The sequence below is a fragment of the Colwellia sp. E150_009 genome (genome assembly GCF_053543955.1).
This window is the reverse complement of sequence record NZ_JBHFOM010000002.1, coordinates 116,084-138,730: the sequence shown is the minus strand read 5'-3', so window position 1 is coordinate 138,730 and position 22,647 is coordinate 116,084. Positions and strand designations below refer to the sequence as shown.

Here is a 22,647-nt window from a genome sequence, read left to right as displayed (position 1 = left end):
GTTATGCTCCTTGGGCTTTGGTGTTTAATCGCTCACTTAGGGCGAGTAAATAATCAAAACTTTGCGCTAATAAGGTTGCGCCAAAAGTCGTTAAAATAGATTCTGGATGAAATTGAAACGCCAATATTGCATCACGATCTTGGCAGATTGCCATGGGCATGTTGTTATAATCAGCAATTACAGTGAGTGATTCAGGTACTTGGCTTCCTACCAAAGAATGATATCGGGCAACGGGTAATGGGTTTTGAATATTAACAAAAGCGCCCGTACCACAATGGTTAATTGGCGATGCCTTACCGTGCACTATTTCATCAGCACGACCCACTTTACCGCCATAATGTTCAATTAAGGCTTGATGTCCCAAGCAAATACCTAACATAGGAATTTTGCCTGCACATAATTTGATTAAGTCCATTAAACAGCCTGCATTTTTAGGCTCTCCTGGCCCTGGTGAAAGCACCAAAATGACATTCTCACCAGTGACATGTGTATGTTCGACCATTTTAGTGAAAATAAAATCACTGCTTAAGGTATTTCGATATACGGTTGGATCAAAACCTAAACATTGAAATTCATCCACTAAGTTATAAGTAAATGAATCAAGATTATCGAGCATAAATAACTTGGTTTTATTAGTATTTGGCTTAACCTTGTTTTGAGTAGACATTATGAGTTAACTCCTTGCGCTAGCGTTTTATTTGCTGTTAGCACAGCATTAATAACTGCTTGGGCTTTTTGTTTTGTTTCATCCGCTTCTGCTTGCGGAATTGAATCATAAACGACACCTGCACCTGCTTGCACATAAGCGATAGATTCTTTAACAAATGCTGAACGTATGACAATACAAGTGTCCATTTCACCGTCACCAGTAAAATATCCCACCGCACCACCGTAACTGCCTCGGCGTTTTCCTTCTATTTCTCTAATTAAAGACGTAGCTTTTACTTTAGGTGCCCCTGATAGCGTGCCCATATTCATACAAGCTTGGTAAGCGTGTAATGCGTCTAATTCTTCCAGTAAAGTGCCACAAACACGCGAAACTAAATGCATTACATGGGAATATCTGTCTACCTTCAATAAATCTGCAACATAGCGAGTACCAGCTTTAGACACACGAGCAATATCATTTCGTGCCAAATCAACCAGCATAATGTGCTCAGCAGACTCTTTTTTATCTTGTCTTAATTCCAACTCTATTCGAGAGTCTAGGTCTAACGATATGCTACCGTCTTTATTAAAACCGCGAGGGCGCGTACCTGCAATAGGATAAATTTCCACCTGACGTTGGCTTTCAGCCCCATTTTGTTGATACTTTATCGCTGATTCTGGTGAAGCCCCAAACATACAAAAATCACTGTCTTTTAAGTAAAACATGTAAGGGCTTGGGTTACTTAATTTTAACGCTTGATATGCAGCAATACTGTCTAAGCAAGGTAATGAAAAGGTGCGAGATGGTACAACTTGAAAAATGTCACCCGCACGAATATTCTCTTTTAATTGCTCAACATGCTGACAAAACGTTTCGTCGCAAATATCCACTGACACAGTTTGTGAATTATCATTATTTATTAGGTTAGTTTTTGTCTTTAGCACAAGGTCGTTAGTGGTAATATCATTTGACAATAACTGCTTTATTTCAGTAATACGTTCAGTTGATTTTTGTTGAATTGTTTGGTCTTGCGTTTTTTCCTGCACGGTTTTTTCATTTTTACCGTGTTCATAAGAAAAAATATTGGCGATAATTTCCGTACTTTTTTCTTCGTGATCTATCACTACAACGGTTTCGGCAAGATAATAAACAAAATCAGGGCAAGTATTCTCGCCTTCAGGTACTTTAGGTAATTTTTCGCTAATGCTGATCATATCAAAAGCGAAAGCACCGCCAAGAAAAATGGCAAAATGGTGATTGTCACTATTTTTTACACGGGTAAATAAACGCAAACTTTCAAAAGGGTTTATTGCCATTAAGCGAGCTTTTTCATCAAGCTCTGTAGGAATGTCGGCAAAAATAGCGGTTAAATTTTGCTTACAGGTAGATAATGTAAGTTTTGCGTAAGGCTGTAATTCAGCAGCTGCAAATTGTAAGGCAACTTGGCCATTCAGTGTTAATGCGGTAAATGTTACGGTATTACCATGGCAAACTATTTTTAAGGCGGCATCGACTAATAATAAGCTTTTTAGTAAATGTTTTTGGTCTATCTCTGCTGATTCAAGCAGTAAATTATTGTCTCTATTTTGGCAAAGTAGCTGATAAACACTTAACGGATCGCCTTGATAATTTGCGCTATCTGTTAACGTACATACACTTGCCGTAGATTTATTATATGTTGTCATTGTTTTCTTCTTTTATTGGTTATCTTTAAAAAGTGGGTCATCCTGCATAAATTGGCTGTAGCCACCAAAGAAACCATGTTCTTGTTTTGTTCATTGTATTTTCTCTTATGGGTTAGTGTTAAAAATCATTGTTCTGTGTTTTTACTTTGCTTTTTTGTTCCTATTTTTTATTTCGGACCGTAGAAAGCAAAAAACCCGCCCCTTTGACAAGCTCAGGTAGCGGGTTTTAGAAATTTTTTTGCTTTAGCTTGGTAAAATCATTTTAAGCTTTTAGCAAGATACGCGCAATTATCACAACCCACTATGTGTAGAGTTATGCCACCACCAACGAAGTTGGCTATGTGTTAATTTAAATTGCTTTGCTAGTATCATTATCTCGTTCTTATCAGTAAACTTGCACTTAGGTTTGGTAGTTTTAGTTTATGAAGTCATTCATAAAAAAACTTACTTGCAATAAGTCCCTATAGAAGACCTTATTATGGCGTTACTGTCAACAACTGATTTCCCTTTTATTATTGAAAAAAACGACGGCTTTTCACATGGTCGTATTGATTTGCATTGTCATACACATTGCTCTGACGGTAGTTTGTCGCCTGAAACCCTGATAGACAGGGCTGTTAATTATCAAATAGCTGTTTTAGCGATAACAGATCACGATACGCTTGAAGGATTTTATATAGCGCAAGATTATATATTGGAAAAAAATATTCCAATTAAGTTAATCTCGGGTATTGAAATATCAACATCTTGGCAAGGGTTTGAAATTCACATTGTTGGTTTAAATTTTGATGAAAAGAATGCTGCATTGCAGCAATTAATTATTAGTCAACAGCAAGCGCGAGAACAACGCGCAATTATTATAGGGGAAAAGCTGGCTAAAAGTGGTTTTGTTAATGCTTATGACGACGCTAAAAAATTAGCCAATAAAGGTACTATTACACGTGCACACTTTGCTAAAGTGCTATATGAACAAGGTCATGTCAGTACTATGCAAAAAGCCTTTGATAAATATTTAGGCAAAAAAGGTCGTAATACGCAAAGTGCCTATGTTAAACCCGTGTGGTGTTCAATTGAACAAGCGGTTGACGTAATACATAAAGCAGGTGGCAGTGCCGTAATGGCACACCCTATTCGTTATGATCTATCCACTAAATGGTTAAAACGATTAATCGCGCATTTTAAAGACAGTTCAGGAGATGGATTAGAGGCAGTTTTACCGCAAATGAATCCCCAACAGCGTCAAATAATGCTAAACTACTGTACAGAATATGATTTGCATGCCTCAACTGGATCTGATTTTCATCATCCAAACAAATGGTCTGATTTAGGTCGTAACTTGATTTTACCTGATGGGGCTAAACCTATCTGGGCAATGTGGAAATAATCACTTAAACGTTTACTAAATAATTGATGAGCGTTTAAAAGGAGATTTTATGAGTCAATTTTTTTATGTACACCCCGATAACCCGCAAGGTCGCTTAATGAAGCAAGCTGTGGCAATTATTAATGATGGTGGTGTTATTGTTTATCCTACTGATTCAGGTTATGCCTTAGGTTGCCATTTAGGCGATAAAAAAGCATTAGAACGGATTTGCCAAATTAGAGATATTAATAAAGAGCATAACTTCACGTTAGTTTGTCAGGATTTGTCACAATTATCTGAATACACCCGTATTGACAATACGGCATACAGGTTATTAAAAAATAATACGCCTGGTGCTTATACGTTTATTTTTAAAGGTAGCAAAGAAGTGCCCAAACGGCTTTTAAACCCCAAAAAGAAAACCATAGGTATACGAGTGCCCGATAATAATATTTGCCAAGCCTTGTTGGCTGAGTTAGCAGAGCCTATAATGTCAACTAGTTTGATCATGCCTGGCGAAACCATGACAGAGTGTGATCCAGAACAAATTCGTGACTTGTTAGAGCATCAAGTTGATTTAATCATCAATGGTGGTTATTTGGGCGAACATCCAACGACAGTGATTGATTTTTCTAATGATGATATTGAAATTATTCGTGTGGGAGAGGGCGATCCTACCCCGTTTGAGTAATCTAAAATTAACCATCATCATTAAAAACTAATACCAAATTTAGTCTAGACAAACTTTAGTCTATAAAAATAATGTATAAATGAGCCAGAAGTTAGTTTCTAGGGAACGACTACTGACGTAACAGAGAAAAAAATATGTCACAAGACAAAAAAACACCTAAGGGTAAGCAAAACTCAGCTGATGGAAAATCTACTAATAATAAATATGGTAGTCGCGGCACTGGGACTAAATCGGTTGTTAAAAAAGGACAAAGTAAAACGGGGCCTAATAAAGTAGGTAAGGGAAAGAAAGTAGAAGAAAAGCCAGTAAAAGTAAATTTTCAAAAAGCGACCGTTAAAGATTCTGAAAAGTTACAAAAAGTATTAGCGAGAGCGGGTAAAGGCTCACGTCGTGAAATGGAAACAATCATCAGCCAAGGACGTGTGAGTATTGATGGAAAAACAGCCTTCTTAGGTGATAGAATTGATGGCAGTGAACAGATTCGTATTGACGGTCATCAAGTGAAATTAACCGCGCAAGAAGAAGATATTTGTCGTGTATTAATGTACAACAAACCTGAAGGTGAAATGTGTACACGTAAAGATCCCGAAGGTAGAGCAACGGTATTTGACCGCTTACCGCCATTAGAATCAGGGCGTTGGGTTGCTGTAGGGCGTTTAGATATTAATACCTCTGGCATGTTACTTTTTACTACTGACGGTGAACTTGCTAACCGACTTATGCATCCTTCACAAAAAGTTGAACGTGAATACGCTGTTCGGGTTTTTGGTGAAATAAATGAAGCGATGTTACAAACGCTTCGCACGGGTGTTAAATTGGAAGATGGTCCTGCGCGTTTTCAAAAAATTACTTATCGTGGTGGTGAAGGCAGAAATCATTGGTTTCATGTGGTACTTTCTGAAGGTCGTAACCGTGAAGTACGCCGTTTATGGGAAAGCCAAGAAGTACAAGTTAGTCGCTTAATTCGTGTTCGATATGGTGATATGGAAATGAAGCGCCAATTGCCTTTAGGTGGTTGGGCTGAGCTTCCTTTGAAGGAAGTGAATTATTTTCGTAAGCTTGTTCAGCTTAAACCTGAAACGCAATCCAAAGTAAAAGTAGATGAAAAAGCTATGGACAATGCGAAAAGTCGTCGTATCCGTCGTTCTGTGAAAAAACATCAACAACGTCATCAGCAAGCAACACGCCGTAGAAGAAAGTAATATTATTAAGCTTAGGTCAGGTGACTTAACGAGTAAAATAGCTATAAAAGAATATGTAACTAAACAGTTAGTTAAGCTTGCTAACTAAACAGACAATAAAGGGTAGACAACATCACACCTATGCAGTATCAATTAATTGAAGATTTTGAACGTTTACAAACCCTTTGCCAGCAATATAGCAAAGCCAATTTTTTAGCTATTGATACTGAGTTTGTGCGTACACGAACCTTGTACCCTAAATTGGGTTTATTACAAGTGTTTGATGGTAAAGAACTTGCGTTGATTGACCCCATTGCTATCGATGATTTATCTCCTTTTTGGCAATTACTCACAGATGAAAATATTGTTAAAGTATTGCATGCTTGCTCTGAAGACTTAGAAGTTTTTCTAACCCATGCACATTGTAAACCCATTAATTTAATTGATAGTCAAATTATGATGTCTTTTTTAGGGCATGGATTATCTATGGGCTATGCGGCAATGGTTGAGTATTTTACTGGAATTGAATTAGATAAGTCTGAGTCTCGCACCGACTGGACTAAAAGACCGCTTTCTTTAAAGCAATTAGTTTATGCCAGTGCAGACGTTGAACATTTATATAATATATACCCTAAATTGGTTGCAGAAGTAGAAAAAGCTGGTTGGCTTAGCTTTGCTCAGCAAGAATCTCAATCGTTAATTGATAAAAAGTTTACTGCCATTGATGCAGACCAATTATACCGCCAAGTTAAATTAGCGTGGCGCTTAAATGCAAAACAACTAAATACGTTGCAGCATTTAGCAAAATGGCGTTATTTGCAGGCGAAAGAACGAGATTTACCTTTAGGCTTTGTTGTAAAAGAAAACACAATGATGGCTGTTGCCGCTAATAACCCTGAAAGCTTATCAGCTATGGGGAATTTAGATGGGGCAGAGGTGCTTGATATTCGTCATAAAGGCAAAGCTATGTTAGCCATTGTTGCGCATGCATTAAAAGATAAAGAGACTGATTACCCTAAAAAAATTGAACGTTTAGATGAATATCCCGGGTATAAGCAAATATTTAAAAAAGTAAAATCTTTTATTACTGCGATCAGTGAACAGCACCAATTAGCTATTGAAAACCTAGCATCTAAAAAACAAATTAATCATTTCTTAAGCTGGTATTTTGATTTAAATGAAACGAAAAAAATAGCGAAAGAAACGGATGTTTACCCAGATATATTAAGTACATGGCGATATGATTTATTTGGTAAATCGCTGGAATCTTTCGCGAATAATGATTTCAAATAGTTTGATTGTTTAGCAACTATTAATAAGCAGCTAAAAAGGTTTTTATTTCTTCTTTTAGCTCATTATCATTAATACCTACGCTCGCAATTTCAGCTTGTTTAGCGTATTCAATGGCTTTATCTGATTCTTCAAACTCTTGTTGTCTTTGTGCCATCGATAAATAAATAGATGCCGTGAAGGTTGCTAATCCAAGCTTGCTTGCGCTAGCTAAGGCAATGTCATAAATATCCATTGCCATATCACCGTCTTCAGTAAAATCGCCTAAAGCTTCCCATTGCAACGGATGATCTTTGGGTGAATCTTGGTTTGTAGCACACAATTTTTGTAAATCTTTACATGCGTTTGTTCTTGCCTCGTCATTACCTTCAGTAGATGCATTAGCTATTTGTTGACAAATTTCGAGAATTTCATTGTATAAAGGGGCTTTCATTGACTCACCTAAAGTTAATTTTTCTGCTATTAATTTAATGATTGATTAAAGCAGAGTAAAGTAGATTAAAAAGTAATGTAATTTATTGTGTCATTGTATCGCATAATAAGGTCAGTGCGTGATATATTAAACATTCACTTTCTCTCATAGGTCTCCATTATGCTATGCGCCATATATAAAAGTACAAAAAAAGAACAAACCTACCTTTTTGTTAAAACACGTGATGATTTTTCTTCAGTTCCTGAAACATTAATGCTGACTTTTGGCACGCCTGTGTTAGTGACACTTATTAATTTAGCTACAAAAGAAAAGTTAGGTTTTGCCGATTTAGCAAAGGTAAAAGCCAACTTAACAGAACAAGGTTATTACTTACAATTACCGCCCCCCCAAGAAGATTTACTCAAACAACATAAAGCCGAAATGGACGCTGAAAGCCAGACCAGCGAGGAATAAGTCATGAAAATTAAGTATGTTTTAGCCTTTTTTATTGTTTTGAGTATTACGCTAATTCCTTTTAAAGCATTGCAAGCAAAAGCCTTAAGTGAAGCTGGTTTTAATGACTACGTGACTGAGTTGAAAAAAGAGGCATTGGCTCAAGGTTATACACAAGCGCTTATTGACGAAAGTTTTGCTAAAGTAAAATTTCATAAAAGAGCGGTTGCCGCTGATAGAAAACAACCTGAAAAGGTTGAAACACTTGACACCTATTTACCTAAACGTGTGCCCAGTTGGAAAGTTAAAAAAGCCAGAGAGTTGTTTAAAGAGCATCACGATATATTAACTAAAATTGGTAATGATTATGCCGTTCAACCTCGGTTTATTGTGGCATTGTGGGGGTTAGAAACTAATTTTGGTAAATTTACAGGCGGTTATAATGTTATTTCTGCCCTTGCTACTTTAGCTTATGAAGGTCGTCGAGAAGTGTTTTTTAAAAAGCAATTATGGGCAGCGTTAACAATTTTAGATGAAGGCCATATTAGTATTGAAAACATGAAAGGCTCATGGGCGGGCGCAATGGGGCAAAATCAATTTATGCCAACGTCTTTTTTAGCTTATGCTGTAGATGGTGATGGCGATGGTAAGAAAGATATTTGGCAAAATCAAATTGATATTTTTGCGTCAATGGCAAATTATTTAAAAAAGGAAGGTTGGAATGATGACTTAACTTGGGGACGTCAGGTTAAGTTGCCAGAGAACTTTGATACCTCATTGGCGATACCTAAAAATACAGGAAGTCGTAAAAACTGGTTAAAAGCTTGGCAAAAAACAGAAAAAACATTATCACAATGGCAAACGTTAGGTGTTCGTCGTACTGACGGTACTAATCTTCCTAATGTAGGTATAAAGGCTGCGCTCATTTTTCCCGATGGTGAAAATGGGCGTGCTTATTTAGCGTATGACAATTATAAAAGCTTAATGCATTGGAATTTATCATACTATTTTGTTAGCTCAGTTGGTCATTTATCTGATCGAATCAAATTTCCACCTATTCATTAGACATATCAGGTATCTATGACAGCCCCGCAAACAATATTGCCATTTTGGCAAACTAAAACATTAGCACAAATGACACGGAGCGAATGGGAATCGCTATGTGATGGGTGTGCTAAATGTTGTCTCAATAAATTTATTGATGATGAAAATACGGATGACGAAAATGAGTTACAACCAACGGATCACATCAAAGAAGGCGAGCAAGTTGTTTATTCTAATATTGCTTGTTATTTATTAAATGAAAAAACCTGTCAATGTAGTCAGTACGCTAAGCGAACTAAGCTTGTGCCAGATTGCGTACAATTAACACAAGACAACCTAGCCGATGTTTTTTTTATGCCCCCAAGTTGCACGTATCGACGTTTACAAGAAGGGCGAGGTATGCCGTCTTGGCATCCTTTACTGAACAAAGGCAAAAAGTCGGCTATGCACAAAGCGGGAATGTCTGTACGCGGAAAAATAGTAAAAGATGATGATATAGCGCTTGAAGACTTTGAAGATTATATTGTTACCTGGCCGCTAAATGATCTTGATTGATCACTACTTGCACTTCATCTGTGCTAAATTTTTTATAACAACGTATTAGAAATTTCTCTATGACAGCTCAACAACAAAGCCTTTTGTTTTTACATTTATCCGTGCTGATTTTTGGGGGTACGGCGTTATTTTCAAAACTTATTGGCTTACCTGCTTTAGATATTACTGTTTATCGCACAGGTGTTGCTGCCATAGTCTTATTTATTTTGTTAACCATACAAAAGAAAAAAATAACCTTAGCTACCCGCAAAGACTATGGCATTGCCTTACTACTAGGGGCTATCGTTGGTGTTCATTGGGTAACGTATTTTGCAAGTATGCAAATGGCTGGCGTTACTATTGGTGTTATTGCCTTTTTTACTTACCCTGTTATTACTGTGTTTTTAGAGCCTTTGTTAAACCGCTCTACAGGATATAAAAAACCGCAACTTAAAGATATTGTTATTGCCTTGATTGTTTTAGTCGGTATTTTTTTATTAATTCCAGAAATACATTTGGGTAACCAAGTCACCTTAGGCATATTAACAGGTGTGTTTTCTGCTTGTTTATTTTCCTTAAGAAATGTACTCCATAAAAATTATTTTAGCCATTATTCAGGCCCACATGCCATGTTTTATCAAACTTTGATTGCTTGTTTGATGCTAGGATTATTTATTGAAGTACCTTTAGTTGAAGTGACTTCTCATGATTGGATACTCGTTTTATTAGTTGGTGTTGTATTTACTGCAGCACCACATGCGCTTTTGGCTTCGTCACTGCGTCATTTAACCGCAACAACTGCAGGGCTTATTTCATGCTTGCAACCATTGTATGCAAGTGTGTTGGCTTTTTTATTACTTAGTGAGCAGGTTGAGTTATTAACGATTATTGGTGGCACATTAGTGATTACTGCTGCGCTTTTTGAAACATGGTCAGTAAGCAAAGGTAGATAAAGATCTATTTATTTCAAAATGGGTGTTTAATATTGAATCAATTAGTGGTAAAACATTAAACAGTAAGTCTTTTTTATCAACTGTTTAAAGGTGTTTTATGATCATTGGCATACCCAAAGAGTCGCTAAAGGGTGAAAACCGTGTTGCAGGCTCACCAACCTCTATTACCGCGTTAATCAAGTTAGGTTTTACAATACAAGTACAAAAAAATGCGGGTAGCAAAGCAAGTTTTACCGACGAGGACTATAGCGACAGCGGTGCCGAAATAGTTGCTAAAAAAGCGTGTTGGCAAAGCGATATTATTTTCAAGGTCAATGCACCTACAGTTGACGAAGTGGAATTAATGAAAGAAGGTGCTACCCTGATTAGCTTTATAGCACCAGCACAAAGCCCCGAATTACTTGAGATCCTTCGTTCAAAATCAATTACTACTTTAGCCATGGAAATGGTGCCTAGAATGACGCGTTCACAATCAATGGACGCGTTGAGTTCAATGGCAAATATTGCGGGCTATCGCGCTGTTATTGAAGCCTCTCATCATTTTGGTCGATTTTTTACTGGACAAATTACCGCTGCAGGTAAGATGCCCCCTGCAAAAATTATGATTATTGGTGCTGGAGTTGCTGGCCTTGCCGCTATTGGTACTGCCAGTAGTTTAGGGGCAATTGTTCGTGCCTTTGATACGCGCCCAGAAGTAAAAGAACAGATTGAGAGTATGGGAGCTGAATTTTTAGAGCTTGATTACGAAGATCCTGAAGCGGCTGGTTCTGGTGATGGTTATGCAAAAGAGATGAGCAAGGCTTTTATCGATGCTGAAATGGCATTGTTTGCTGAACAAGCCAAAGATGTTGATATTATCATTACCACGGCAATGATTCCTGGAAAACCAGCACCAAAACTTATTACTGAAGAAATGGTTAAGTCAATGAAAGCAGGCAGTGTTATTGTTGATTTAGCTGCTGGCGGTGGTGGTAATTGTGAATGCACTGTTGCAGGTAAAGTGACTAACGCCTATGATGTACAAGTCATTGGTTATACTGATTTAGTTTCGCGTTTACCTAATCAAGCATCACAACTTTATTCAAATAACTTAGTTAATTTGGCTAAGTTACTATGCAAAGAAAAAGATGGTACTTTTACTATTGATTTTGACGATGTTGTTATACGAAATATGACCGTTGTTAATAAGGATGAAGTGACCTTTCCACCGCCACCTATTCAAGTCAGCGCTGCACCTGCTCCAAAAGCACAACCAAAAGCAGAACCTAAAACTGAAATAGTGAAAGAGCCCGAATCACCAAATAAAAAATATGCTTTTATGGCGGCTGGTATTGCTTTATTCGGTTGGGTAGCGAGTGTTGCACCCGCTGACTTTCTCACTCATTTCACTGTGTTTGTACTTGCCTGTGTTATTGGTTATTACGTGGTGTGGAACGTTAGTCATTCACTACATACGCCATTAATGAGCGTTACTAACGCGATCTCAGGTATTATTATCGTTGGTGCGCTGTTACAGATAGGCTCTGAAAATATTGTTGTACAAATTCTTGCGGCATTAGCAACTTTAGTAGCCACCATTAATATTGTGGGTGGCTTTAAAGTGACTAGTCGTATGTTAAAAATGTTTAGTAAGTAGGGGGCAGTATGGAAACGACACAAATAGCGTCAAATGGTTTTATTAGTGCAGCTTATGTAGTTGCCGCATTGCTCTTTATTTTTAGTTTAGCAGGGCTTAGTAAACAAGAAACAGCTAAACAGGGCAATTTGTATGGCATGATAGGTATGGCAATTGCTCTATTAGCAACCATTTTAAATCCAGCGGTATCAAGTCTTTGGCTTATTATTGTTGCGATGGTTATTGGTGCAGGTATAGGACTAAAACTAGCCAATAAAGTTGAAATGACACAAATGCCTGAGCTAGTTGCTATATTACATAGTTTTGTTGGTTTGGCTGCGGTATTAGTTGGTTTTAATAGCTATTTTGACGCAGGGCATGGTGTTATTATCAGTGCTGCACAACAAACTGCGATGAATATTCATTTGACTGAAATATTCTTAGGTATATTTATTGGTGCTGTAACCTTTACAGGTTCTATTGTAGCATTTGGAAAATTAAGTGGTGCTATTAGTTCAAGTGCGTTGATGTTGCCTAATCGACATAAAATGAACCTTGCTGCTGGCGTTGTTTCTTTTATTCTAATGATTATATTTGTTCAAAATGGCGGTTCAAATTTCTCACTTTTCTTAATGACCGTTATTGCGTTAGTGTTTGGTTGGCACCTTGTTGCTTCAATTGGTGGCGCTGATATGCCAGTGGTTGTTTCTATGTTGAATTCATACTCAGGTTGGGCAGCAGCGGCAGCAGGCTTTATGTTAAGTAATGATTTGTTGATAATTACGGGTGCGTTAGTTGGTTCATCAGGCGCGATATTGTCGTATATTATGTGTAAGGCGATGAATCGTTCATTTATTAGTGTTATTGCTGGTGGCTTTGGTACTGAAGTGGTAATAGATGAAGATAAAGATTACGGAGAGCACAGAGAAATAAAAGCGGATGCTGTTGCAGAGATGTTAAGTGGTGCTAAGTCAGTGATAATAGCGCCAGGCTACGGTATGGCAGTAGCACAAGCACAATATCCTGTGTATGAACTAACGCAACAATTAATCAGTAAAGGAATTCAAGTGCGTTTTGCTATTCACCCTGTTGCGGGGCGTTTACCAGGGCATATGAATGTACTCTTAGCTGAAGCAAAAGTACCTTATGATATTGTTTTAGGTATGGATGAAATAAACGAGGATTTTTCTGAAACAGATGTTGTGCTGGTTATTGGTGCTAACGATACAGTAAACCCAGCGGCTAATGATGATCCTAATAGCCCAATTGCAGGTATGCCAGTACTTGAAGTGTGGAATGCAAAAGAGGTAATTGTTTTTAAACGTTCAATGAGTACAGGTTATGCAGGCGTACAAAACCCATTATTCTTTAAAGAAAATACTCAAATGCTTTTTGGCGATGCTAAAGAAACAACCGAGCAGATCTTCAGAGCATTGTAATAACACATAAGTTCATAACATTAACCACCGAATTACCTATATATTTCTTCGGTGGTTAACAATGTTTTGCCTTAAAAAACAATTATTCATCAAAAAAATACTCAACATTTAATAACATCGATTCGTGCAATTGCTCTTTTGCTTTACTTTAACTAAAATCAACGCTTAAATCATTAAACAAGAATATTAAGGTAAACTAGGTTAGGGTAAGCTTAGTTAATTTATGCTAAGTTAAGAAAACAATATTTATTACCAATATCGATTGATTTATCGTTTTATTTCTTTTATAAAATTTATTAGGCATTGTTTAATGTCTATTCTTCCAATTAGGAGAGCGCTTTATGACAAGTAAAATCTCAATTCCCAGTTCAGGTGATAAAATTACCGTATCCAATGGTAAATTATCAGTACCCAATAACCCTATTATTCCTTTTATAGAAGGAGATGGTATTGGTATTGATGTAACGCCACCTATGATTAAAGTCGTTGATGCTGCTGTCAAAAAAGCTTACGGTGATGCGAAGAAAATTTCGTGGATGGAAGTCTATGCGGGTGAAAAAGCAACGCAGGTTTATGATTCTGAAACATGGTTGCCTGATGAAACATTGGAAATGTTCAAAGAATACAAAGTTGGCATCAAAGGCCCGTTAACTACCCCTGTTGGTGGTGGTATGCGTTCATTAAATGTTGCTTTACGTCAAATTTTAGATTTATACGTTTGTCAGCGTCCTGTACAGTGGTTTACTGGTGTGCCAAGCCCAGTGAAAAAACCATACGAAGTTGACATGGTTATTTTCCGTGAAAACACCGAGGATATTTATGCGGGCATTGAATACCAAGCAGGCAGTGAAAGTGCCAAAAAAGTCATTTCTTTCTTAACAGAAGATATGGGGGTAACCAAAATACGTTTTACTGAAAATTGTGGTATTGGTATCAAACCTGTTTCAAAAGAAGGTACTCAACGCTTAGTTCGTCAAGCGATCCAATACGCTATAGATCATAATAGAGATTCAGTTACCTTAGTGCACAAAGGTAATATTATGAAATTTACCGAAGGCGCATTTAAAGATTGGGGTTATCAATTAGCGTGCGAAGAATTTGGTGCAGAATTGATTGATGGTGGCCCTTGGTGTCGCATTAAACACCCTAAAACAGGTAAAGAGATTATTATTAAAGATGTTATTGCTGATGCCATGTTACAACAAGTGTTATTACGCCCAGCAGAGTACAGTGTTATTGCCACACTGAACTTAAACGGTGATTACTTGTCTGATGCTTTAGCCGCGCAAGTGGGTGGTATTGGTATTGCGCCAGGCGCTAACTTAAATGATGAAGTGGCTATTTTTGAAGCAACACATGGTACTGCACCAAAATATGCGGGTAAAAATAAAGTGAACCCAGGTTCCGTAATTTTATCAGCAGAAATGATGTTAAGACACATGGGATGGGTTGAAGCGGCAGATTTACTACTTAAAGGTATGTCTGGGGCTATTGGCGCAAAAACCGTAACTTATGATTTTGAACGCTTAATGGATGATGCCACGCTAGTGACTTGTTCACAGTTTGGTGATTGTATTATTGATCATATGTAATTTAATGATATAGAAAACAAAAACCAGTATTGTCAATTATGATAATACTGGTTTTTTTATGCTTATAATTTTTGTTTATAAATATGGAGTTAAAAGGTAAAACGCTCTTTAACCCATTGTACTAAAAGGCCTAAGCTTTCATACCAAGCAACCGTAGTTTGTTGTAGTTTTTTGCTATTAGGCACGTAGTAGCCCCAACCTTTAGGGCTATTAATGTTTTTTACCCAATAACCTGTTGGTGCAGCAATAGGGGTTACCCCTTCGTTTTGAAAATATTTCATTGCTCTTGGCATATGGTTAGCATTAGTAATTAAAACTACATTGGTGCCTTGCACTCTCGGACTAATTAATTGCGCCTCTTCTTCTGTATCTTTAGGGAAATTCTCGGTAATTATGTTTTGCTCGGGCACACCCAAGAGCATTAATGCTTGTTTCATTTTTTGCGCATTAGATACTGTATCTGTACTGTGATGGCCTGAAGTAATTATTTTTGCTTCTGGATGTAATGTGTATATTCGTAACGCTTCTATTAGTCGTTGAGTAGAAGCAGGGTGTAATTGGCTGGTAACAGGTAAGGCTGCGTTTGTTGTATGCCAACCACCTAGTATTATGATGTAATCAACAGGACTGCTTGACCGGCTAAAGGTTTCATAGTTATTTTCAAGTTGAACAATAAAGTGATCTGAAACCACAGGCATTGATGATACAAGCAACAATAATAGGGCTGAAAGCAAACACTTAAAACTTCTACGAGGACGCTTTTTAAAAAAATAAAGTGACACTACGAGTAAAATTAACACCATATTAATTGGCATTACACAGACAGTTATTATTTTTTTAAGTAAGAATAAATCCATTAAATTCAATCATCAGTGATAAAAAGTGATGTTACTATATCAATTCACTCAAGCAAAAGATAATCTGATTTATATGATTGAAAACGTGATTGAAATTCTGCTTACAAAGTAACATTTTTTCTGAGAAATATTGACTTTCTTTTGTCAATTTGATGGGAGGTAATTACCTTAAATAACAATGAACTTCTCATAGAGAACACTGAGCTATTACGTTGTTAAACGAGCAACAGCAAGGATAAAAAATAAAATGACTTAGACGTCTAAAAGTCTATTGCAATTGTTTTTTATTTAAGGTTTAATAATGCCGTTGCTTAAATACTATTGTTGTAGTTATTTATGTAACACCAGAAGAGGTGCGATAACTAGGTAGACAACGTTATACCGTAAGGTATTAGGAACCACATTCCAATATGCGCTGTTGAGGGAGATTATCGCCGAGAGCATTAACACTGTGGCTGTTACTGTTCGGTCACTAAGGCTGAATCCTTAGGGCTGTCACCTGATTTAATGGTCTGAAAAGACTAAGGTGGAGAGCTTCTGGCTGAAAAAGTTACTTATAAGTATGCTTATCTGTTAATACATTAGCCTACCAAACTGTTCAGTCATGCTCTTCCTGTTTTAATTCGTGAATGATTAACAATGTTACTATTGATAAGTAATTTAAATCATAGCACTTAGGAAGATTACCCATGTTTCACCAAGCATCAACAATAGAAAGTTTATCCTTAATTGTCGCTAAATTTGGCGGTACAAGTGTGGCTGATTATCAAGCCATGTTACGCTGCGCTCAAATTATTAAAAATGATAACAACAACCGATTAGTTGTTGTGTCTGCTAGTGCTGGCGTCACTAATTACTTAGTACGTTTAGGACAAGAAAATCTGTCTATTGAAGAACAAACTGATATCATTGAAAAAATACACGCGATTCAATTAAACATTACTCAACATTTACAGCAAGGTGTTGCGCAAATCTTAAATACTGAAATTGCCAATTTGCTTGATGAATTAGCAACTCACGCATTAAAACAATCGCAACATCATAGTATAAAACAAGCAGATGCTATTCTTGCTTTTGGTGAACAATTAAGTTCGCGAATATTTGCGCAAGTTCTACAATCTGTAGGCGTAAATGGTGCTTATTTTAATGTACAGCAAGTAATGAAAACGAATAGCTTATACGGTAAAGCTGTTGTTGATATTGAACAATTAAACGTAGCATGTCGTGATCTTTTATTGCCTAAACTGGCAAATCAGGTACTCGTTACGCAAGGGTTTATTGGGCAAGATGGATTAGGTGAAACAACAACATTAGGACGTGGTGGCTCAGATTACAGTGCGGCACTACTTGCTGAAGCGTTGAAGGCGGCTAATTTATCTATATGGACGGATGTTGTCGGTATTTTTACTACCGACCCTCGCATTACTGACCAAGCACGCGCCATTAAAGAGATCAGTTTTGGTGAAGCGGCTGAAATGGCAACATTCGGTGCTAAAATATTGCATCCAGCCACGTTAATTCCTGCAATGCGTCAGAATATTCCAGTGTTTGTTGGCTCAAGTAAAGAGCCTGAAAAAGGCGGTACTCAAATAAGACAAAAAGTAGCATCTAACCCGACTTATCGCTCTATTGCTTTAAGACGCGAGCAAACTTTAGTTACGGTAAAAAGCCCTGCAATGTTACATGCTAGTGGCTTTTTGGCGCAGGTTTTTAGTATTTTAGCTAAACATGAACTCAGTGTTGATTTGATCACCACCAGTGAAATTAGTATTGCACTAACTTTTGATAATCCAAGTGGCTCTAGTCAGTCTTTGCTAACGACAGCGGTAGTGAAAGAATTAGAGCAATTATGTGAAGTAACGGTAGAGCATGGTTTGTCTTTGGTTGCGGTTATAGGTAATGGTTTAGACTGCGCTAAAGGTATTGGCCAAGCTATCTTTCAAACAATTAATGACACAAATATTCGTTTAATTTGTCATGGCGCTAGTGCCAATAATTTATGCTTTTTGGTGAACGAGCAAGACGCTAACAATGTAGTTGAAAAACTTCATAGCGAGCTTTTTGTGTAAGTAGTTTAATTATTTATACTCGGTGGTTAAATAGCTTTTAGTTAAGGCATTATTCGCCACCGAGGCCGAGTTATTTCATGCTCATGGTGGTTAATAACTTATCTAGTTGGCTATTCATTGCTTGTAATTCATTAATAGACAGCCCCGTCACTGAAAACATTTGTGCAGGAATGCCATATGCCTGCGCTTTTAACTGACAGCCACTATCTGTTAATTTTACTTCTACGCTACGTTCATCAACACTATTACGAAAGCGGCTAAGTAAGGCTTGTTTCTCCAGCCGCTTTAATAATGGAGAAAGCGTCCCTGAGTCTAAATCCAGTTTTTCACCTAACTGTTTAACTGAAATAGTATCGGTTGTGTTATTGTTTTCCCACAAAACAAGCATCACCAAATATTGAGAATAGGTAAGCCCCAACTTTTTTAGTACAGGGCTATAATGGCGATTCATTAATTTTGATAAACTATAAAGCCGAAAACACAACTGATTTTCTAGCTTTAAACTGTCATCATTTTTCATAAACTAATACCTGTAAATTAATATGCTTAGGTAGACAATTCAGAATCTACTGTTAAATTTACAATACCCTATGTAGGTTAAAATTTATTCTGACATAGAGTAAGTTGCAATACCTTATGTAGGTTAAAATTTATTCTGACATGAGGTAAGTTGCAATACGCTATGTAGGTTAGAATTTATTCTGACATGAGGTAAGTTGCAATACCCTATGTAGGTTAGAATTTATTCTGACATAGAGTAAGTTGCAATACCTTATGTAGGTTAGAATTTATTCTGACATGAGGCAATAAATTACCCCCTACATAGGGTGTTACATTTTTCTGAGCGAAGTGCATAGCCAAGTAAATTTATAACTAAGCACTTACAGTAAGTTTTTAATATCAGACTCTATCGCTTCAGGTTTTGTTGTTGGGGCATAACGTTTAACAACTTCACCTTCTTTATTTACTAAAAACTTAGTGAAATTCCATTTTATGCGTTTAGAGCCCATGATTCCAGGGGCTTTAGACTTTAAAAAAGTAAACAACGGATGAGTGTTTTCACCGTTTACTTCAATTTTGCTGAATAAAGGAAACTTAATATTAAAACGTAAATCACAAAACTGTTTAATTTCTGCATCGTTTCCTTTTTCTTGTTGCTTAAACTGGTTACAAGGGAAGGCAAGCACTTCAAAACCTTCAGGTTGATACTTTTGATAAAGATCTTGTAATCCCTCGTACTGCGGAGTAAAACCACAATCACTGGCTGTATTAACAATAAGCATTACTTTGTTTTTAAATTGTTTTAAACCAATAGGTTGCCCAGAAGTATCGTTAGCTGAAAATTGATAGATATCGTTAGACATTGTAATTCCTTTATTTTGTTTAGTTGTGTGTTAGCAACGTATTGTTTGTTTTTAAGTTGTGCGCAACTTAATTTTTATTATAGTAACTTTAATTTTAGTTGCGCACAATTAAATTGTGTATGTTTTTGTTCGTGTGCGTTTATTATTTTTGTTTTAACCGCAAAAAAGGTAAACTTGCCCCATATAAAATTATTACTCTAATTAATCCTTAAACCACCGGTGGACATCGAAAATGAACCCAATAATTGCAATGTTAAAAGAACATAATATTAGTGATGAAAAAATTAATGAGCTTTTTCAAACGTTAACAGACAACCCCTTAATGGCAATGGGTGTTATTCAGCAACTAGGTATTCCGCCTGAAAAGCTACAAGCCATGATGGGTTTAGTGATGACACAACCTGATTTAATCAAAGAAGCAGTTGACGAACTTGGCTTAGATTTTTCAAAAGTTGAAGCGGCAAAATCTAAATTAAAAGAAGGTTTATAGCTAATAATGAATAATCCCCACGTTTTTACAGAAGCAGATTTACTTAACCAATTAAAACAACAAGAAAACAATGTTGAATTTGAACAAGTGATGCAAGTTATCGCTGACAATTACCAATATCAACCAACAACATTTACTAATGGTTCGCTTGGTAATGAAGCTGGCAGTAATGAAGGCTCGTGTAAAATATTTTATTTTGCACAATTAAATAAATTAAATCAGCAACAAACTTTAGCTTGTTTTGGCCGTTTTTACCGTGAAGATGTTCTAAAAAAACCTACGGGTAATGATCACGGTAATATTAGAAATTTTATGAAAACAGGCTGGCAAGGCATAGAATTCACTCAAGCAGCTTTAATACCGAATACAGTATAACTCGGTGCTAACTAAGGTAGATGAGTTAAGTTAGCGTGAATTATTAATTCAGCTCTAAATTAAGGTAAGGATTTAACAATGAAAGTAGCATTTATTGGCTTAGGCGTGATGGGATATCCCATGGCTGGCCATCTTCAAAAAGCAGGATATGATGTTTGTGTGTATAACCGAAGCGTAGAAAAAGCACAAAAATGGCAAAAAGAATACTCAGGTAGCTTTGCTACAACACCTGCTAAAGCAGCAAAAGACTGTGATATTGTATTTTGTTGTGTTGGTAACGACGATGATGTTCGTCAAGTTGTCTTGGGTGAAGAGGGTATATTAGTAGGTATGCCAAAAGAGAGTATTTTGGTTGATCACACCACAGCTTCAGCTGAACTGGCTCGAGAATTGGCAAAAGCAGCGCAAGCGAATAATCAATACTTTTTAGATGCGCCTGTTTCAGGCGGCCAAGCAGGAGCAGAAAATGGTGTTTTAACTGTAATGGTTGGTGGTGATGAAGCTGTGTTTGCAAAAGCGGAACCTGTGATGGCAGCTTTTGCTCGTTTTAGTCAATTAATGGGGCCCGTTGGCTCTGGACAGTTAGCTAAAATGGTCAACCAAATCTGTTTTGTTAATACAGTACAAGGATTAGCAGAAGGGCTAAATTTTGCTCAAAAAGCAGGTTTAGATACGGATAAGTTACTAGATACCATTGGAAAAGGTGCTGCTGGATCTTGGCAAATGGATAACCGAGGTAAAACCATGTGTGCCCGTGAGTTTGATTTTGGTTTTGCTGTTGATTGGGTAAGAAAAGATTTAGCAATGGCTTTTGATGAAGCAGAAAAACTAGGTGCTGATTTAACGATAACTAAGCAATTAGATGGATATTACAAAGAAATTCAAGATAATGGCGGTAATCGTTGGGATACTTCTAGCTTGATATCACGTTTTAAAAAATAACGATTAGAAAGTAGAGCAAGAAATGGGGTTAAACATATAGCTATTTATAATTAACCCCTAGAGCATAGAAATGCAGTGCTCTAGGGGTTAAAATAGTTTTAGGTTATAAGTTAAACACCAATGGTACAGACGTTAACATCAATAAAACAATCATAGCGATTGCGGCAATATTCAACCAAAAACCTGCTCTAGCCATATCGGCAATACGTAACTCTCCTGAACTAAATACAATAGCATTTGGCGGTGTCGCAACTGGCATCATAAAAGCACAACTGGCTGCTAGTGCAGCAGGAATTACCAGCATCAAAGGGCCATCAGTTAACGTTACTGCGATAGGACCTAATAAAGGTAGAAAGCTTGCAGCTGTTGCTGTGTTACTGGTTACTTCCGTTAAAAACAGAATTGTAATTGTTACCACTAAAACAGCACCAATAACTGGAATATTTGATGTTGCTTCAAGTTGTGTCGCAATATAACCTGCAAGCCCTGACTTTTTAATTAAACCAGCCAGCGCTAAGCCACCACCAAACAGTAAAAGAACACCCCAAGGTAACTTTTTAGTGTCGTCCCATGATAAAATACGAACATCTTTTTTGTTATCAACAGGTACAACAAATAGTAACAAACCAACAAACATGGCAATACCCGTATCAGAGATAGCAAGCCCTGTAAATTTGGCTATTAATGGTCTGAATATCCAGCTTATGGCCGCAAAAGCGAAGAAAAATAGCACAAGCTTTTCGCCTTTGCTCATTTTTCCTAATTCTTTCAGTTTTTCTTCAAACATTTTATGGGTATCAACTTGCTCTCCTTCGTTCACCTTAAAGCAAACTCGAGTAAGAATGAACCAGCAAAGCACTAACAGCACTGTTGTTAATGGCACGCCGACAAGCATCCATTGAGCAAAACCAATTTCTATATTGTAGGTGTCAGCTAAATAAGCGGCCATAAGGGCGTTAGGAGGCGTACCAATTAATGTTGCTAAACCACCAATGCTTGCTGAGAAAGCAATGGCCAATAACATTGCTTTTGAAAAGCTTTCTTGGTCATCTTTATGTTGTGTGTCACCATTTTTTTTAACCATATCAATAATAGATAACGCGATAGGCAACATCATTACCGCGGTTGCTGTATTTGACATCCACATTGATAAAAATGCCGTAACAAGCATTAAACCACCAATTTGCTGGCTTGGTTTTGTGCTAACCATAGACATCGCTTTTAATGCAATGCGTTTATGTAAATTCCACCGTTCCATTGCGATTGAAATAAAGAACCCACCAAGAAATAAAAATATTAACGGGTGTGCATATGACGGTGTTGTCGCCTTGATAGGGGCTATACCGACGATAGGTGCAATTATTAAGGGTAAAAATGCAGTAACAGCAACAGGCGTTGCTTCAGATATCCACCAGACCGCCATCCATAAAGCTAAGCCCAGCGTATGCCAAGCTTCAGAAGACATTCCATCAAATAGGGGCGGCGTAAATAATGTGAACAGCATGAATGCAGGGCCGAGTAATAGCATTCGCACAGGGGTTGCTTTGTGTTGAATATTAGACATTGTTTTTTCCCACTACGTAGTGTTTATAATAGTTTTAATTAATGTAGTGCAAAGATATTGCCATATTTATATCCACTTGTTAAAT

The 22,647-nt window shown here is 37.0% G+C and carries 22 protein-coding genes and 1 riboswitch; of the genes, 15 read left to right on the top strand and 7 right to left on the bottom strand.

Annotated elements, in window-relative coordinates; genetic code table 11:
- Position 1: 1 nt before the first annotated feature.
- Both ACE1OF_RS01770 and ACE1OF_RS01765 read right to left on the bottom strand, forming a co-directional pair.
- Positions 2 to 667, bottom strand: coding sequence for an aminodeoxychorismate/anthranilate synthase component II (locus tag ACE1OF_RS01770; RefSeq protein ID WP_448892275.1), 666 nt, complete (start codon positions 665 to 667; stop codon positions 2 to 4).
- Positions 667 to 2,334 carry an anthranilate synthase component 1 gene (locus ACE1OF_RS01765; protein ID WP_448892273.1) on the bottom strand — a complete coding sequence of 556 codons (1,668 nt, stop codon included), beginning with the start codon at positions 2,332 to 2,334 and terminating at the stop codon, positions 667 to 669. The genes ACE1OF_RS01770 and ACE1OF_RS01765 overlap by 1 nt, the downstream gene beginning before the upstream one ends.
- Before the next feature lie 478 nt (positions 2,335 to 2,812).
- Here ACE1OF_RS01765 and rnm point away from each other — a divergent pair, with 478 nt between their 5' ends.
- The 4 genes from rnm to rnd all read left to right on the top strand — a co-directional run bounded on the left by rnm (position 2,813) and on the right by rnd (position 6,862).
- On the top strand, positions 2,813 to 3,718 hold the full coding sequence (gene rnm, locus ACE1OF_RS01760) for an RNase RNM (protein ID WP_448892272.1): 906 nt from the start codon (positions 2,813 to 2,815) through the stop codon (positions 3,716 to 3,718).
- A gap of 49 nt (positions 3,719 to 3,767) precedes the next feature.
- A complete protein-coding gene (locus ACE1OF_RS01755; protein ID WP_448892270.1) occupies positions 3,768 to 4,388 on the top strand; it encodes an L-threonylcarbamoyladenylate synthase in 621 nt (206 codons plus the stop codon).
- Positions 4,389 to 4,522: 134 nt separating this feature from the next.
- Positions 4,523 to 5,590, top strand: coding sequence for a 23S rRNA pseudouridine(2605) synthase RluB (gene rluB, locus ACE1OF_RS01750; protein WP_448892268.1), 1,068 nt, complete (start codon positions 4,523 to 4,525; stop codon positions 5,588 to 5,590).
- A gap of 120 nt (positions 5,591 to 5,710) precedes the next feature.
- Positions 5,711 to 6,862, top strand: a complete 1,152-nt coding sequence (rnd, locus tag ACE1OF_RS01745; protein WP_448892267.1) for a ribonuclease D — start codon at positions 5,711 to 5,713, stop codon at positions 6,860 to 6,862.
- 19 nt (positions 6,863 to 6,881) lie between these two features.
- Here rnd and ACE1OF_RS01740 read toward each other — a convergent pair whose 3' ends face one another.
- The gene (locus ACE1OF_RS01740; protein ID WP_448892266.1) at positions 6,882 to 7,292 is read right to left on the bottom strand and encodes a hypothetical protein; all 411 of its coding nucleotides are present in this window, start codon (positions 7,290 to 7,292) and stop codon (positions 6,882 to 6,884) included.
- A 159-nt stretch (positions 7,293 to 7,451) separates the two neighbouring features.
- Here ACE1OF_RS01740 and ACE1OF_RS01735 point away from each other — a divergent pair, with 159 nt between their 5' ends.
- The 7 genes from ACE1OF_RS01735 (at position 7,452) to icd (ending at position 14,901) form a co-directional block, all read left to right on the top strand.
- A complete protein-coding gene (locus ACE1OF_RS01735) occupies positions 7,452 to 7,745 on the top strand; it encodes a YcgL domain-containing protein (RefSeq protein WP_448892265.1) in 294 nt (97 codons plus the stop codon).
- Between the two features lie 3 nt (positions 7,746 to 7,748).
- The gene (locus tag ACE1OF_RS01730; protein WP_448892264.1) at positions 7,749 to 8,789 is read left to right on the top strand and encodes a lytic murein transglycosylase; all 1,041 of its coding nucleotides are present in this window, start codon (positions 7,749 to 7,751) and stop codon (positions 8,787 to 8,789) included.
- A 15-nt stretch (positions 8,790 to 8,804) separates the two neighbouring features.
- A complete protein-coding gene (locus tag ACE1OF_RS01725; protein ID WP_448892263.1) occupies positions 8,805 to 9,323 on the top strand; it encodes a YcgN family cysteine cluster protein in 519 nt (172 codons plus the stop codon).
- A 59-nt stretch (positions 9,324 to 9,382) separates the two neighbouring features.
- Positions 9,383 to 10,255, top strand: a complete 873-nt coding sequence (locus ACE1OF_RS01720; RefSeq protein WP_448892261.1) for a DMT family transporter — start codon at positions 9,383 to 9,385, stop codon at positions 10,253 to 10,255.
- A 97-nt stretch (positions 10,256 to 10,352) separates the two neighbouring features.
- Positions 10,353 to 11,891: a Re/Si-specific NAD(P)(+) transhydrogenase subunit alpha gene (locus tag ACE1OF_RS01715; RefSeq protein WP_448892259.1), complete on the top strand. Its 1,539-nt coding sequence runs from the start codon at positions 10,353 to 10,355 to the stop codon at positions 11,889 to 11,891.
- 8 nt (positions 11,892 to 11,899) lie between these two features.
- Positions 11,900 to 13,309 (top strand): Re/Si-specific NAD(P)(+) transhydrogenase subunit beta, encoded by a 1,410-nt coding sequence (gene pntB, locus ACE1OF_RS01710; RefSeq protein WP_448892258.1) that lies wholly within the window; start codon positions 11,900 to 11,902, stop codon positions 13,307 to 13,309.
- Positions 13,310 to 13,650: 341 nt separating this feature from the next.
- Entirely contained in the window at positions 13,651 to 14,901 is a 1,251-nt protein-coding gene (icd, locus tag ACE1OF_RS01705; RefSeq protein WP_448892256.1) for an NADP-dependent isocitrate dehydrogenase, read from the top strand.
- 89 nt (positions 14,902 to 14,990) lie between these two features.
- Here icd and ACE1OF_RS01700 read toward each other — a convergent pair whose 3' ends face one another.
- On the bottom strand, positions 14,991 to 15,758 hold the full coding sequence (locus ACE1OF_RS01700) for an ElyC/SanA/YdcF family protein (protein WP_448892255.1): 768 nt from the start codon (positions 15,756 to 15,758) through the stop codon (positions 14,991 to 14,993).
- 340 nt (positions 15,759 to 16,098) lie between these two features.
- Positions 16,099 to 16,303: riboswitch (Lysine riboswitch) on the top strand.
- 144 nt (positions 16,304 to 16,447) lie between these two features.
- Between ACE1OF_RS01700 and lysC the strand changes: the two genes are divergently transcribed.
- Entirely contained in the window at positions 16,448 to 17,827 is a 1,380-nt protein-coding gene (gene lysC / locus ACE1OF_RS01695; protein ID WP_448892253.1) for a lysine-sensitive aspartokinase 3, read from the top strand.
- A gap of 70 nt (positions 17,828 to 17,897) precedes the next feature.
- Here lysC and ACE1OF_RS01690 read toward each other — a convergent pair whose 3' ends face one another.
- Together ACE1OF_RS01690 and ACE1OF_RS01685 are read right to left on the bottom strand one after the other, a co-directional pair.
- On the bottom strand, positions 17,898 to 18,347 hold the full coding sequence (locus ACE1OF_RS01690) for a MarR family winged helix-turn-helix transcriptional regulator (protein WP_448892251.1): 450 nt from the start codon (positions 18,345 to 18,347) through the stop codon (positions 17,898 to 17,900).
- 361 nt (positions 18,348 to 18,708) lie between these two features.
- Positions 18,709 to 19,191: a glutathione peroxidase gene (locus ACE1OF_RS01685; protein WP_448892250.1), complete on the bottom strand. Its 483-nt coding sequence runs from the start codon at positions 19,189 to 19,191 to the stop codon at positions 18,709 to 18,711.
- 232 nt (positions 19,192 to 19,423) lie between these two features.
- Here ACE1OF_RS01685 and ACE1OF_RS01680 point away from each other — a divergent pair, with 232 nt between their 5' ends.
- From ACE1OF_RS01680 to ACE1OF_RS01670, 3 genes are all read left to right on the top strand, one after another.
- Positions 19,424 to 19,681, top strand: coding sequence for a DUF2999 domain-containing protein (locus ACE1OF_RS01680; protein ID WP_448892248.1), 258 nt, complete (start codon positions 19,424 to 19,426; stop codon positions 19,679 to 19,681).
- Positions 19,682 to 19,687: 6 nt separating this feature from the next.
- Positions 19,688 to 20,056, top strand: a complete 369-nt coding sequence (locus ACE1OF_RS01675; protein WP_448892246.1) for a HopJ type III effector protein — start codon at positions 19,688 to 19,690, stop codon at positions 20,054 to 20,056.
- A 78-nt stretch (positions 20,057 to 20,134) separates the two neighbouring features.
- Complete coding sequence (locus tag ACE1OF_RS01670) at positions 20,135 to 20,998, top strand: NAD(P)-dependent oxidoreductase (protein ID WP_448892244.1); 864 nt, start codon at positions 20,135 to 20,137, stop codon at positions 20,996 to 20,998.
- A 103-nt stretch (positions 20,999 to 21,101) separates the two neighbouring features.
- Here ACE1OF_RS01670 and ACE1OF_RS01665 read toward each other — a convergent pair whose 3' ends face one another.
- Entirely contained in the window at positions 21,102 to 22,562 is a 1,461-nt protein-coding gene (locus ACE1OF_RS01665) for an SLC13 family permease (protein ID WP_448892242.1), read from the bottom strand.
- Between the last annotated feature and the right edge of the window lie 85 nt (positions 22,563 to 22,647).